9 protein-coding genes are annotated in these 14,378 nt (G+C 65.7%); 6 read left to right on the forward strand and 3 right to left on the reverse strand.

Going from position 1 to position 14,378, the window contains the following annotated elements:
- The first annotated feature begins 116 nt into the window (after window positions 1-116).
- Entirely contained in the window at window positions 117-1,547 is a 1,431-nt protein-coding gene (locus QRN42_RS04925; RefSeq protein ID WP_284975260.1) for a hypothetical protein, read from the forward strand.
- A gap of 158 nt (window positions 1,548-1,705) precedes the next feature.
- Here the strand turns inward: QRN42_RS04925 and QRN42_RS04930 are convergent, their stop codons facing one another.
- Window positions 1,706-2,197, reverse strand: a complete 492-nt coding sequence (locus tag QRN42_RS04930; RefSeq protein WP_056387674.1) for a hypothetical protein — start codon at window positions 2,195-2,197, stop codon at window positions 1,706-1,708.
- A gap of 238 nt (window positions 2,198-2,435) precedes the next feature.
- Here QRN42_RS04930 and QRN42_RS04935 point away from each other — a divergent pair, with 238 nt between their 5' ends.
- The 5 genes from QRN42_RS04935 (at window position 2,436) to QRN42_RS04955 (ending at window position 12,507) form a co-directional block, all read left to right on the forward strand.
- On the forward strand, window positions 2,436-4,856 hold the full coding sequence (locus tag QRN42_RS04935; protein WP_284975259.1) for a type IA DNA topoisomerase: 2,421 nt from the start codon (window positions 2,436-2,438) through the stop codon (window positions 4,854-4,856).
- Between the two features lie 253 nt (window positions 4,857-5,109).
- Entirely contained in the window at window positions 5,110-6,009 is a 900-nt protein-coding gene (locus tag QRN42_RS04940) for a hypothetical protein (RefSeq protein WP_133830795.1), read from the forward strand.
- Window positions 6,010-6,050: 41 nt separating this feature from the next.
- The gene (locus QRN42_RS04945; RefSeq protein WP_133830796.1) at window positions 6,051-8,336 is read left to right on the forward strand and encodes a hypothetical protein; all 2,286 of its coding nucleotides are present in this window, start codon (window positions 6,051-6,053) and stop codon (window positions 8,334-8,336) included.
- Window positions 8,333-11,917, forward strand: a complete 3,585-nt coding sequence (locus QRN42_RS04950; RefSeq protein ID WP_284975258.1) for a mediator complex subunit 15 domain-containing protein — start codon at window positions 8,333-8,335, stop codon at window positions 11,915-11,917. Before QRN42_RS04945 ends, QRN42_RS04950 begins: the two co-directional genes overlap by 4 nt.
- A gap of 77 nt (window positions 11,918-11,994) precedes the next feature.
- Entirely contained in the window at window positions 11,995-12,507 is a 513-nt protein-coding gene (locus QRN42_RS04955; RefSeq protein ID WP_133830798.1) for a hypothetical protein, read from the forward strand.
- Between the two features lie 107 nt (window positions 12,508-12,614).
- On the opposite strand, the gene QRN42_RS04960 is transcribed toward QRN42_RS04955, so the two are convergent.
- Window positions 12,615-13,079, reverse strand: coding sequence for a hypothetical protein (locus QRN42_RS04960; protein ID WP_133830799.1), 465 nt, complete (start codon window positions 13,077-13,079; stop codon window positions 12,615-12,617).
- A gap of 129 nt (window positions 13,080-13,208) precedes the next feature.
- Window positions 13,209-13,790, reverse strand: a complete 582-nt coding sequence (locus tag QRN42_RS04965) for a hypothetical protein (protein ID WP_284975257.1) — start codon at window positions 13,788-13,790, stop codon at window positions 13,209-13,211.
- Window positions 13,791-14,378: the final 588 nt, after the last annotated feature.

The following is a 14,378-nucleotide window of genomic DNA, read 5'->3' on the forward strand; positions in this document are numbered from 1 at the left end:
CGTGACGCACTGGAATACAGCGAACGGTCCTGGGGTGCGTCTCCGCGAACCGTAAAAAGGGTGGCTTGTGACGGGACAATTTGTCGAATCGGTGAACTTTGCCCGACGATCAGGGCATGGAAACTGCTGCCGGGTCCGATCCGAACTTCAGCCGCGTCGGAGCAATCGCGCTCGACACAAACATCTTCGCCGAAGCGCCCGGCATGGAAACACTGAGGTCTCTTTGTTCCCGCGCTGATAAGCACGGGCGCATTGAAATCTGGGTAACGGACACCGTTATCTGGGAATGGGGCCAGCACCTACACGGCCACCACGTATCACTCCGGGCTGCGACAAAGAAGCTTCACAGTGCCGGGTTTTCGGTGGAGGTCCCGGATGAAAAGACAGCCAAAGACATCGCGCTGGACCTGAGCGGGGTCATCACATCCTTGGGGTCCAGCATCCGTGTCCTCAGTACCGCAGATTTTGCCCATGAAGCTCTTCGTGACCAGATCCTGCTGGAAGGACCGGCCAAACGAAAGAGTGAGGTAAAAACCGGCGCAGCCGACAGTGCTCACCTCCGGGCGTACATCCATGAGGGGCGAAGCCGGGACCTGGAGTATGTAGTTGTCTCGGCAGATAAGGACACCCGCACCGCCTATCAGCAGTGGCTCGGGACCGAAGGTCCCCACATCTTCAGCGATCTCAGGAGGGCCACCGAAAAGATATTTGGTTCAGTTCCAAGTGATGCCGACGGGCTCAGCTTGGCTCTGCGGCTTGCCTACGAGGGCAATGTTCTGTTGCGGGACGTCACGATCAGCGAAGGGAATATGGGTGACTGGGAGGATCTGGTACCCGACGATATTTCCTCCCTTTCGTTCGACGTCGATGCCGCCTCGGCCAAACTCGTCGGACTCAACCACACCAAGCAGGACGCCACTGCATTGACGTTCACGGCCTTCTATCTTGCGGAGGTGAGGATCGCAGGTCTTCTGGAATCTCCGTGGAGCCGTGGAAGCACCAGGACGCAGGAAGCAACTGTTCCAAGGGCCCTTCTGCGAGCGGATATTTCCCTGCCCGCGGGGTCCACGTCAGCTGAGGATGCGCTGGTGACAAATTGCTATGTCGATGCAGGTGGAAGTGGCTGGAGGGAGCAAAGTGACGCGCTGGACAACGTCATGGATGCTCTTACTCTGGTCCCGGGGATCACCGTCGAACTTGATGGTCTGGCGTCTTGGCCGGAACAGAGGAGGAGTCAATCCTCCAATCTGCTGGTAGACGTTGCCGGGGTCCCCTTGGATCTCACCCTTTACGGCAGTTACTTCGGCAACTGGGAGTTGACGGCTTCGTATGGCGAGCGGAAGGTCATGCTGAAATGCGACGACCTTGGGGTTGGCTTTACCGATCCGGAAGGCGACGGCATCCCCGAGTACTACGACATCACTGCATTCGGCAGCGAAGCGTGGTCAGGGAACGCGGAGTTCGCAATCAATGAAATGCTGTTTGAGGCCCGACGCGCAGAGTTGACAGGCAGTGCCAACGATACTGAAGAAGAATCGCCGCAGTGAATGCGGCTCTCCGGCGCGTCGGAATGGCGAAACCGGCCGTCCCGTGAACCTGGGCCGCTGACCTGCGCCCCTCTGTAGTCGAAACGATCAGCCCGTTGCCATCAGGCAACGGGCTGATTTTCATTCCAGAGGCTGCAAGGAGGCCCACGGCCTGGCCGCTACGACCGGACGGTGAGCCGGCCTTCCTTCATGTCGTCGCGCAGCTGCGACAGCATGTACCAGTGCGCGCCTTTGGGCTTGAGGGAGATGTAGTGCTCGTGCTGCTTGCCATCCTGCTCCCAATCCAGGACCATCTCCGGACGGCGCAGCAGGCCCTGGTATTCGTCGACGTCGGCCCGGATTTCCACGCGCACACGTTCGTCCGCAGGCGGCACCAGCAGCACCGCGACGTCGCCCTCGTAGCTCAGTGAGACCTCCTGGGCGAGGAGCCGCCGTACGTCGGCCGTGCAAATCTCTCCGCGGGCGACGTCGAAGACGTTCTTGCCGTGCGTGGCGCTCTCCCAGGCGTCGATGCACTCGATCAGCATCGAGCACCCCTGGGCGATACGGATGATGTCCGCCTCGTCCGGCGGCCAGCTGCCTTCCTGCATCTCGATGAGCATGCTGCTGAAGTCCTGTGGTGTGCGCAGGAAAGCGTGGTCGAGGGCCATGGGATTCGTGCTCCTGGGTCGGGCGTGAGCGGGTGGCGACTCTATAGACGTTACCTCGATCCGGGGTCGTCGTGAATGATCCAGGCCCTCTCTGACCGGCGTGCCGGCGCGGGCCCTCGCCGCTCCCACTCGACTCGCTGGGCGACTCGCTCAGACTCGCCATTCGACTCGTTCTGTCGATAGACTTGTGACTGATTTATGAGTCGACTGGTTTATGAGTCACCGACGAAAGGGAGTCATGATGGTTGTCGGGATCCTCACCGAGAAGCCGAGCGCGGCGCGGCACTTCGCTGCAGCCCTCGGCGGCATGAACGGCACGTACAACGGGGAGCAGTTCGTCATCGCCCACGCCCGGGGGCACCTGTACGAGTTCGTCGATCCGCACCGGATGGTGGCGGATCCGGACGTGGCCGGGAAGTACCGGACCTGGGACCTGGGCAACCTGCCCTGGGACCCTCAGCAGCTGGACTGGAGCCTGGAGGTGATCAAGAACGCGAGCTCTGTCGCCGCGGACGTGAAGCGGACCCTGTGCAAGTGCGACGAGATCGTGATCGCCACCGACGTCGACCCCACGGGCGAGGGCGGCATGATCGCGGTCAATGCCTTCCTCGAGTTGGGGCTGAAGCCGGGCAAGTGGTCGCGCATGTACTTCACTGATGAGGCTCCGGCCTCGCTGCAGAAGGCCTTCGCCGCGCGCAAGGTCATTCCGTCACTCCTGGACTTCGACGAGTACCGCAAGGCGCGCTACCGCTCACAGTTCGACCTGCTCTCGATGCAGTTCACCCGCATCGCCACGAACATGGCCCGCCAGTCCGGGCAGGACACGGTGCTGCGCCAGGGCCGGTTGAAGTCGGCGATGGTCAAGCTCGTCGGCGACCAGCTGAAGGCGTACAACGACTACGTCAAGAAGCCGTTCTTCCAGAACCGGTTCCGTGACGAGAACGACGTGATGTACACGAACCCGGAGGAGCCGCGGTTCGACCAGAAGGACCAGGTGACGAACCAGTACGGCCCCTCCCCCGTCGTGCTCGACGGCAAGGCGACGAAGCAGACCGCGCCACCGAAGCTGCTGGACCTGGCCGCACTGTCCTCGCTCCTGGTGGGCAAGGGGATCAAGGCCCAGCTCGTGCTTTCGACCTACCAGTCCATGTACGAGGCCCAGGCCGTCAGCTACCCGCGCACTGCCGACGTGACGATCACGCCCGAGCAGTTCGACGAGCTCGCGCCCCTGGTGGACAAGATTGCCGGGGTCGTGGGTGTGGACGTGAAGCTCCTGACGCACCGCCAGCCGCGCAAGACGCACGTCAAGCCCCAGGGCGCGCACGGTGCGAACCGGCCGGGCCCGAAGGTGCCCGCTTCACTGGACGAGGTCGAGCAGCGCTTCGGCAAGGCCGGCCGCCTGATCTACGAGACGCTGGGCAAGAACTACCTGGCGATGATCGCCGAGGACTACGTCTACGAGCAGCAGAAGGGCCACGTCAAGGACTATCCGGACTTCGTGGGCATCGCCAACGTGCCCATGTCGGCAGGCTGGAAGGCGGTGTTCGATCCGGACGCCGGCGACGACACCGCCGAGGGCGACGAGAACGAGTCGGCCAAGGGCCTGGGCACCAACGCTGAGCCCTTCGTCTTCGAGGGTGCGAACAAGCGCCCCGAGCACCCGAGCATGAAGTGGCTGATGAAGCAGCTGGAGAAGCGCGACGTGGGCACGGGTGCCACCCGGACCTCGACGTACTCCGAGGTGACCTCGACGAAGACGAAGTACCCGCTGCTGCTGGAGAAGGGCCGCAAGCTCACCCTCGCCGAGGCCGGGGACATGAGCTGGCGGCTGCTTCCGGGCACCCGGATCGGCGACCTGGCGCTGACCGAGAAGGTCTATGCCGATATGAAGGAGATTGCCGCAGGCACCGGCCCGAGCGCAGAGGAGCGCCTCGCGGTCGTGGCCGACTGGGTGCGCGAGGACATCGCGACCATGCAGAAGAACGCCGCGACGATGCGCTCCGCACTGGGGCTCAAGGAGGAGGCCGTCACCCGGAAGGAGCGGGCGCAGGGCACCTGGGCCAAGACGGGCAAGGATGTGGTGTTCGCGCGTGAGTGGGGCGGCCACCGCTTCACCGACGACGAGGTCGCCCGGCTGCTGGCCGGGGAGACGATCGAGTTTTCGGCGAAGAGCACCACGGGCAAGGCCTATGAGGTCTTCGGCGAGCTTGGCGAGGGCACCTTCAAGGGCCGGAAGTTCGTCGGGTTCCAGAAGCTCGGCTTCGGCCGCCGCGACGCCAGCGGCAACGCTCTGCCGCCGGCGTCCTGGTGCCACTACACCTTTACGCCCGAGGAGATCGACCTCCTCATGGCTGGCGAGGGCGTCGAGTCCAGCGACTTCGTCTCAAAGAAGGGCAACCGCTTCCAGTGCAAGGTCTTCTTCCGCGAGGAGAAGAAGGGTGAGGGTAAGAAGATCGTGCCTGACTTCGAGGCCTCCCTGGACTCCCCGCCGAAGAGCTGGTGCGGGGTTGCCTTCACCGACGATCAGCTCGCGGCACTGGCCGCGGGCAAGACGATCAAGGGTACGGGCTTCACCTCGAGCAAGGGAAAGAAGTTCGACGCGACCTTGGCCTGGAAGGACGAGGGCGGCAAGAGGAAGCTCGTCCCCTTCTTCGGCTGAGGTTGCGCAGACTCGTTCCTGAATGATTATTCGGAGGTCAGTCCGATAGACTGTCCGTCCACGTACATCAGCACGCCACGGCACCGCCCGACGGCATCGGATCGCACGTCCGAGTCCGTTGGGCGGTGCCATTCTTGCGTCAGCCACGCTCGATTCGATAGGTCTATCTAAGGTAGAGTAGTCATGTATCCCTCGTCTATGAGGGCATTCGGACAGGCACAGACAAATCAGTGGTGGCAGCAGGGAGAGATTCATGGCGAAGATGTCGTACAAGGTGCCGACGAGCCTCAACAGGTCGTTCCTCGACCACGAGATCACGCTCAGCAAGGGCGGCTGGGCGGCGAAGCCCTCCCCCATCAAGCAGCTGTTCTTCTTCGGCGGGGGCGCGCTGGCGCTGCTGTGGGCGGTGACGCAGACCTTCGTGGCGAGCTCGGGTCCGGTGTTCATCACGCTCTTCGTCATCTGGGGCCTGGCACTGATCGTCTACTTCGGCGGCATGACCAAGACGAAGGAGCTGCGGGCGATGAACGTGCCCGCCCTGCTGGCGTACGCCCCGTCCCGGGCACGCAACGTCTTCACCCGCCGCAGCTCGGACCCGAGCGACTTCTACTCGATCGTCGGCATCGACGGCATCGAGGAGGACGGCCGGATCCACTTCTCCGACGGCGGTGAGGGGCAGGTCTACCTGGTCGTGGGCTCAGCGTCGTACCTGCTCTTCGACGAGGACCGCATCGGCATCCTGGACCGGGTCGACGCCTTCTGGCGCAAGATCGACACGAACTGCGAGTGGTCCTTCGTCACCACGAAGGAGCCGCAGCGGATTTACCACCAGGTGGCCTCGCTCGAGCACCGCAACCACGCCCTCGAGGTCCGCGACCCTGACCTGATCGAGCTGCAGAACGAGCAGTATGACATCCTCACGCAGCACGTCGGTGGCAAGTTCACCTCGATCCACCAGTACCTGCTGCTCAAGGGCAAGAGCGCTGACGCTCTGCGCCGGGCGCACATGGTGCTGCAGTCCGAGGTCGAGGGGTCCGCGCTGATGATCAAGGAGGCTACGGTCCTCGACCGCGAGGAGACCGAGCCCATGCTGCGGGTCTTCTACCAGGGCATCGAGGACGACCTGCACTCTCTCAAGGCCTCACTGAACTGACCGGGCCGAGCTGGACGAACAAAGGAAGGACGAAGGGTGACATGGCGCTGATGACGAAGGCCCGCGCGCAGCTGGGCATTCCGGGGAAGAAGCCCCGGGGCGGGGACGCGACGGCCGTGCCGGGCGTGGATGAACTGGAGGCCGCTCTCGACGGCGATCCCGCCACGGACGGGACGGCGGAGCCGTCCGAGGTGACCGCGCCGGCGGTCGCCGCTGAGCCGGCCGAGGTGGCCGAGCCGAAGAAGAACTGGTGGCAGCGCCGCCAGGAGATGAAGAAGCTGGAGGGGCGGTTCGACTCGTATCCGCACCTGCTGGCGCTCAAGCCTCGGGAGAAGTACGTCTTCCGCTCCGACTACTTCGAGGTCGACGGTTCCGTGGCGTGCGTGCTCGCGTTCTTCCACGACGACGCCGCGCACGACAACTTCGCCGCGTTCTGGGGCATCGACCGGATCCCGGACGGGCTCGACGAGCGCGTCACCGCGGTCGTCCTGGAGCAGGTGCGCCGGATGGACGAGAAGTGGGTGGATTCGTTCACCAAGCAGTCGGAGAAGCTCGACCGCCTTGACGCGAACGAGCAGGAGGAGACCGGCACGACCTCCTCCAAGCGCAAGGCCGCCAAGATCTCCTCCGACCTTGAGGTCACCATCGGCGAGATCCAGGACGGCGCGAGCTACCTGTCGGTGCACAACCGCCTGTTTCTCAAGGCTCCGGACCTGGAGACGCTGGACGACTCGGTCGACCGCGTCACGCGGCTGTACATCGACCGCTTCGGCACGCTGAAGGCTGCGGCGTACGCCGGCGAGCAGCGCCAGGAACTCTCGGGCCTGTTCAAGAACAACGAGAAGAAGCGCGGCAAGGGCTTCCACTTCACCTCGACCGAGCTCGCGGGTTCGTACTCGCTGGTGACTAACGGCCTGAACGACCGGGGCGGCGAGTACGTCGGCTACATGGTCGGCGACGTCAACAACTCGGCCGTACTCATGGACGTGAACCGGTACGAGCACCACGTTGTCGTGGCAGACGCGACCCTGAGCGAGTACCTGGACCGCCAGCGTGTGTCGAACATGTGGTGCTCGAAGATCTCGCAGGCCTGCATGCTCGGCAACCGCTCGGTGGTCCACCTCGTGCTGGACGGGGCGGACCTGGACAAGCTCGGCCCGAACTTCGAGCGGCTGACCTCGCGCGTGGACCTGAACCGCGGTGACGTCAACCCCTTCGAGCTGTTCGGCGACGAGGACGACGAACTGACGGTCTTCGCCGCGCAGATGGAGAAGCTCAAGCTGATGTTTGAGCAGCTCTACGAGACCACGGACGGGGCAATCGGCTCGATCATCCGCTCCGCGCTGGAGGACACGGCGACCGACTTCTACGTCGAGCAGGGCATGTGGCGGCACAACGCCAAGGACCAGCGGCACCGCCTGCGCGTGGTCAACATCCCGCACCAGCAGGTGCCGCGGCTGCAGATGTTCGTCTCGTACCTCGACACCGCGCACAAAGCCCTGCTGAACTCAAGCAAGACCGACCCCGACCAGCTGCGCGCGTACAACGTGCTGCGCGGCATCGCGAACACGATGCTCAGCACGAACGGCGACCTGTTCAACAACCACACGGCATCGGCCGTGGACGGGGTCCGGGATGCCCGGCGCGTGGTCTACGACTTCTCGCGGCTGATGCGCCGCGGCAAGGGCGTGGCCATGGCCCAGCTGGTCAACATCGTCGGCTTCGCCGTCGGCAAGCTCGGGCTCGGGGACACCGTGGTGATCCACGGCACCGAGCAGATTGACGACCGCGTCAAGAAGTACCTGCGCGACCAGTTCGACCACATGCACGAGCGCGGCGGCCGCGTGGTCTACAGCTACAACGACGTCGACAAGATGCTCGCGGACTCGGACTTCAACAAGTTCGACGCCGCGGACTACACGCTCTTCGGGCCGATGCGCGACCGCACGGTGGCGGAGTACCAGAAGCAGCTGCACCAGCAGATCCCGCCGGACCTCGCCCAGCTCATCACGACCAAGGGCGAGAACCTTACCTACCTTCGCCGGGACGTGTCGAACGTGGTCTTCCACCTCGACCTCGCGCTGGGGATCAACCCCTTCCGCGAGGCCCAGCGCAGGCAGGTTCGCCTGGAGGCCGCCAAGGCCGACGAGGCGGCCCGGATGGACCAGCTGATGAAGGACAAGCCGGCACCCGGCGCGAAGCTCACCAGCGCCCGCCAGGGCGTCGAGTCCGAGGAGGACCGCTCTGAGGACCAGGTGGGGCGGGCCGACCGCAGGAAGGCCATGAAGAAGGCCGGGACCGCCCCGCGGAAGCTGGGCAAGTCATGACGGCCATCACGGACACGACAGACAGGAAGGGAAAGATGAACGGGACCATCACGCTCGCGGCGCGGGCCCGGGCCGCGGCGACTGCCCGGGGCGGGCTGGTGTGCGTCCTGGCTCTGTCGCTGCTCGTGGCACTGGTTGTGCCGCTGCTGATGACGGTGTTCGCGCCATCGGCGCACGCTGCCGACGACGAGGACCGCGACAATTACTCGCTGTACCAGCTGGCGTCGAATGCCTCGACGTACTTCAGTCAGGAGAACTCCCCCGAAGGCAAGGACAAGCCCGAGGATCGGATGAACGAGGACTGGCGGGCGATCACCGCCGACCCGGCGACGGGCGGCGACATGCTCGGCTACGCCGACTCCGAATTCAGCCTCTTCAACGTAGTCGGCTGGCTCTTCGCCGAGGCGACGGGCTCCACGCAGACCATCGGGTACGACACGCTGAATGCGACAGCCAGCGGCAGCGGCAAGAACGTCTACTCCGGCATGGTGGACTACGCCCACTTCGGCGCGGCCAACGCCGACCTCGGCCTGGACACGATGTCCTCGGGCATCGGTGGACAGATCCTGTCGCTCATCGGCGGCGGCGCGATCTGGCTGCTCTACGCGATGGCGCTGGCCGTGGGCACGCTGTTCTATCTCATCATCCAGCTGCTGAAGGTGCTGAACCCGTTCATGTGGTTCTACCAGGCGGTCGCAGGCGTCGCGGACTCCGGCGGCAATACGAACAGCGCGCACCAGCAGGACCTCGCCGACGGGATGACCGGTGGCCAGGCCGGCGGCGGTGCCCTGGCGGGCCTGCAGCACTGGATCGCAAGCTGGTACGGCCTGCTGCAGTCCATCGCCTGGGAGGCGCTGGTCCCGCTCTTCATCGGATTCCTGATTATTGGCCTGGTGCTGTTCAAGAAGATGGACCGCGGCTCGGCGATCAAGAAGCTCGTCGTGCGCGTCGTCTTCATTGGCGTGGGCCTTCCGCTGATGGGTTCGATGTACACCGGCGTCCTGGACAAGTTCGATGACTCGCTGCTGGGCCAGCACGCCGGCCCGACCCGTGTGGTGCTCTCCACGTACGTGGACTTCGAGGCCTGGATGATGAACGACCGTCTCGGCGTTCCCGATGAGGCCGTTATCGCCTGGGACAACGGCCAGGCCAGCAACAACGCGATGATGTCGGTGCGCACGACGGCACTGGCGATCAACAAGCAGGCGCACGGTTCGACCTTCTGCGACATCAGCGTGGGCCCCGGTGCGACCAATGCCGAGACGGCCTGGAAGAACAGCCTGGTCGGCATGGAGGGCAGCCCGGCGGGCGACTTCAACGCCGTGGGCGAGACCTTCGGCATGCTCAACAGCTACATCTCGGGCCAGATTACATCGGCGTCGGACTTCGAGTCGGGCATCAAGAGCGCGATTACCAACCTGCCGGTCAACAGCGATGTGAAGAAGGAGTGGTTCATCGACAAGAAGTCCTACGGTGACAGCGACAACTTCGGCGGGCACGGCGAGTCGGACTACATCCCGACCAACCACCCGGTGCTGGCGGCCGGCGGCAAGGGCCTGACCTCCTCGAACCCGGGCGGGAACACGACGAGCTTCTCGACCCAGGGCACCAAGCACGGCTGTGGGTTCTCGGTCTGGGCGGACAACGCCCCGGTCTCCTGCAACATGTCGGCGCTGTCGGCGTACAACTACCTGAACACCGGCTTCGGCCCCGACTCGATGACGATGTACAGCTCGAACAACGTCACCAGCGGCCTGACCCGCGAGGACCACATGGCGGTCAGCCAGGTCGGCACGGGCCCGGCGAAGTTCATGTACTGGCAGAACGCCGGCGTCGTGTTGGGCAGCATGGTCCTGCTCGGCTTCTGGTACGCCATCGGCATGCTGGTGGGCGCGGTCAAGCGCACCTTCAGCCTCGTGGCCGCGGTGCCGTTCGCCACGCTGGGCGCGATCGCCGCGATCAGCAAGGTGATCGTCTACTCCGTCGCACTGATCCTCGAGGTGCTGGTGACGCTGTTCATCTACCAGTTCGTCTCGGAGCTGCTGATCTCCATCCCGGACATCATCTCCGGACCGGTGTCGGCCTGGGTGTCCCAGGACGGCCTGTGGGGCTCAGGCATGCTCGGCGGGATCATTGTGGTCATCCTGACCCTGATCTCCTCGCTGCTGATCATCGGCATCACCTTGGCGCTCCTGCGGGTGCGCAAGGTCGTGCTGCAGGCGATGGACGAGGTGTTCACCAAGCTCGTGGACAAGTTCCTCGAGACCAACACCGCACCGAAGCCGGACAAGAGCGGCATGCTCCCCGCGCTGGCTGCGGGAGCCGGGGCCGGAGCGGGCATGGCCATGGGTAACAAGCTCGCCTCCGGCGTCGGCGGCAAGCTCGGCGGCAGCGGGGCCACGAAGCCCGGCGGCACCCCCGGTGGCAGCAAGGGCTCGTCGACCAACGCCGGCGGCCTGAACGGTGAGCAGAAGTCGCTTGCTGCCGGGAAGGGCGCGCTGGCCCTGGCCGCCGGTCCGAACGACGGTCCGGAAGCCGGCCCCGACGGCGGCAGCCCCGCCGGCCCCGGTCCGGTTCCCGGCGGTGGTGGTGACAGCGGCGGCCGCGGCCCGTCCGCTGGTGGTCCCGAGGGTCCCGGCGACAAGGGCGGTCCTCTGCAGCTCACGGGCGGCAAGGCGGGGAGCTCCCGCTCCGACAAGGAGACTGCTCAGACCCTGAGCGGCAAGGGCGGCCTGTCGAACCTCGGCTACAGCACCGGCCAGGGTCCCTCCTCGCGGGGCGGCCAGGCCACCGGCGGCCAGACGAGCTTCGGGCTCGGCGGCGCGCAGGGTGCTCCTGGTACCGGGCAGCCGGGCCATGGCCAGGGTCAGGGCCAGAAGCGGGACGGGCTCACGGGCGGCACCGATAGCGGTGCGCACACCAGCCGTGGCCGCAAGGCGGACGCCGGCCAGTCGGCACCGACGCAGTTCGGCACCGGACAGCAGGCGGCTCCTGCCTCCTCGGGCCAGGGCCCGCGCTTCACCGCTGGCACCGTCGGGCCCGCGCAGGTGAACCCCGTCGTCGCAGCGGTCCCGGGGATTCCGGGCACCCGGGCGACGCGGGCCGCCGAAGGCCAGCAGCCGCAGGCCAACGCGGGTTCCGGCTCCCGTGCTGTGCAGGCAGGACCGGGTATCCCGCAGGCCAGCGGCAGCCAGCGCCGCAGCCCGCAGGCTCCGGTCCAGGCTCCGACCGGCCAGGGCAGTGCCCACCGGGCTCCGGTCCAGCCCCGCACCGGCGCTCCGGCGCAGGCGCAGGGCCAGTCCGGTCAGCGTCCGCAGGCCCCGGCTCCTGCTCCGGCTCCTACCCAGCCCCGTGTCGGTGGCCGGGTTACCGGAGGCGCTCAGGGCAGCCAGGGTGTCCAGCCGGCTCCACGCAGCGGACGTCGACCGGCACCGGCGGCTCAGGCTCCGAAGGCCCCGGCCCCGGCCCCGAAGCCGTCGCAGCCGGCTCCGGCCCAGCCGCGGCGGACGGCGGATCCGGCTCCGAAGCGCACGGACGATCCCGTGTCGCGGAGGAAGCCGGCTGAGGACCCGAAGAACTGATCGTTGGTGATGAGGGCGGCGCACTCCGACAAGGGGTGCGCCGCCCTTTGCCTGCCACGGGGGAAAGGATGGACCGGATGAATCTGCGAGGCAAGGCGCGCGACGAGTTTCCGCTGGGCTGGTGGCACTCGGGGCGCTGGTGGCTCGAGGGAGCGCGCGAGCTGGCGGTGAACTGCCTGGCCGCGATGGCTGCTGTGTTATTCCTGCGCGAGGCGCTGCGGCTGGTCCGCGATCGCGACAGCCCCGCTGATCTGGTGCGCCGGCGGGTGCCGACGGAGGGTTGGGCGGCAGGGCTCCTGCTCGGGTGCATGGCTTTGGGTAGTTCAACGGCCCTGGCGGCCGTGGCAGCACAGACGGGCTCCTCCGAACGGGGACTGGTCCAGGCGGCGGTCCTCATCGCCATCTTGTGGTGGCTGGCCAACGTGGTCGTTTCAGTAACTGCGCTTGCGGTGCTGGCCAGGTCGCGGGTCCGGCACCGGGACACCTGGGCCGAGATCGATTTCGTCGAGACATATGCGCCAAAGTACGGACGGCCGCCGGAGACGATCGAGGAGTACCGGGCGCTGCGCCTGAAGGGCGGACGGCTGTAGGACTCATACGGGACTGCCAGCCAGTCAGACACGAGAAGACCCCGTGGACGTGATGTCCACGGGGTCTTCTTTTCCCGTCGGGCGGCAATCGTACTGCAGCACCGGCCTCAATCCCTCCGGGGGCCCTTGTCGAAGATCCGCGAGATGCGGTCGATTCCCTCGGCGCTGAAGATGTCCGAGACGGCACCGGCGGTCCCGCTGCGCGGCAGCTCCGAGCGCAGGGTGAGCTTGGCATACCCCCTGGTCGGCCGGGACTCGATGACGTAGACGATCTCGTGCGAGACGAAGGCCGAAGTGGCCGAGTCCGGCTTCTTCTGGTGGGTAAGCACCCGGAAGCCGGCCCGGGTGCCGATGTAGTCGAAGAAGCGTGTGAGTTTCTCCTCCTCGAGCTGCCGCCGCTCCCCCGCGTTGCGGCCGGAGACTTCGATCAGCTGGATGTGCGTGCAGTCGACATCGTCCGTCGGCCGGCGGATGTCGTCGAAATCCCAGGTGGCTCTTGCTGCGCGCAGCTGCTCGTCGCTGGGGTACGCCACCCGCTCCTTGTAGTACCTGATCGGTCCGATGAGCGTCATGTCCGACCTCCTGCATCCTGTCTGGCGCGCGGGCGCATCCCGGGAGAGAAAAGGCAGAGCCCCGCGGACGCGTGGTCCACGGGGCTCCGGTGCTGCAGGTCGATCGGGGCAGTCAAGGGGTCAGCCTCCTTAGCCGCAGTACTTGGTCTTGACGGCCTTGCCCTGCTCGCTGTCGACGGGCACGAGCACGACGTCGTTGACGCCGTTGGAGAAGACGAACTCCATGGTCGACTTGTCCTTGCCGAAGCTGATCGAGCCGGTCTCGGTGGTGCTGCGGCCAGCCTCGGTCCAGTCCACGGAGGACTTGGACTCGTTGATCTTGCCGGTGCCGCGGACGGTGTAGGCGTCCTTGAGCTCGCCCTTCGCCGCGGCCGCCTTAGGGTCGTCGAGGACGGAGTTGATGGAGTGGCAGGCGAGGTCCTGGCGGCTCGCGGTGTCGAAGTAGGTGATCTGGTCACCGTCCACGACGACGATGTCGCCGTTCTGTCCTTCCGAGGTGGCGAAGTACCGCCCGTCCCCGCCGGAGCTGCTGCAGCCACTGAGCACGAGCGCGGCGCATGCCAGGGCTGCAGCGGTCGCGGCCAGCTTCGTCCGCGTCACGTGTGCGGTACTGGTGATGTCCATGGCCTTCTCGTCCTTCTGGTCGGTCCTGTCGTCCTGGCTCTGTGTCCAGGCAATGAGTGTTCGGAAGGTCCAGCGTCTCGGCTCCACAGTTCAGAACTGTTTCCCCGAGCCCCCGTTCCCAGGCCAAGCCCGGGAGCCGAAGCTGGACTATCCACGCCCGCCTGGACGGACGATCTGCTCAGCCGGGGCTGAGCAGGATTTCCACTCGTATACCTGTTTTCTCTACCAGTATGGCAGACCACGTACCACCTGTACCACCTTGCACATGTCAGTCAGGAGATGACAGGGACAACTCCAGACACAGAGAGCAGCACGCGGATCCCTGCGCGGAGAACACCTGCAGGACCCCGGCGTCGTGTCCGGTGTGCCACTCGGACCCGTCAGGGCCAGGGGTTACACCGCACGCGGGGAGGAGGTGACCGGGTGTGGAGTAGAGGTGGTGGACGGTGCAGGGGGCAGAAGCAGCTGGCATGTCCCCATTGTCGGACACTACGCCGTTTTGTGCCGAGCCGGCAGCGGACCAGGATCAGTCCGTTCCGGACGTTGTCGGAGCCCTTTTATAGCCTGGTGCCCAGGGGATCGAAAAACAGGACCAATGGTGATTCCCGGGAGCGAGGCGGCCGGCCGTAGCCGCCATCTTTGTGGGTCGCCTATTCGAATATGTGTTCTAAGGTT

This window comes from Arthrobacter sp. fls2-241-R2A-200 (assembly GCF_030209745.1).
Taxonomy (GTDB): domain Bacteria; phylum Actinomycetota; class Actinomycetes; order Actinomycetales; family Micrococcaceae; genus Arthrobacter.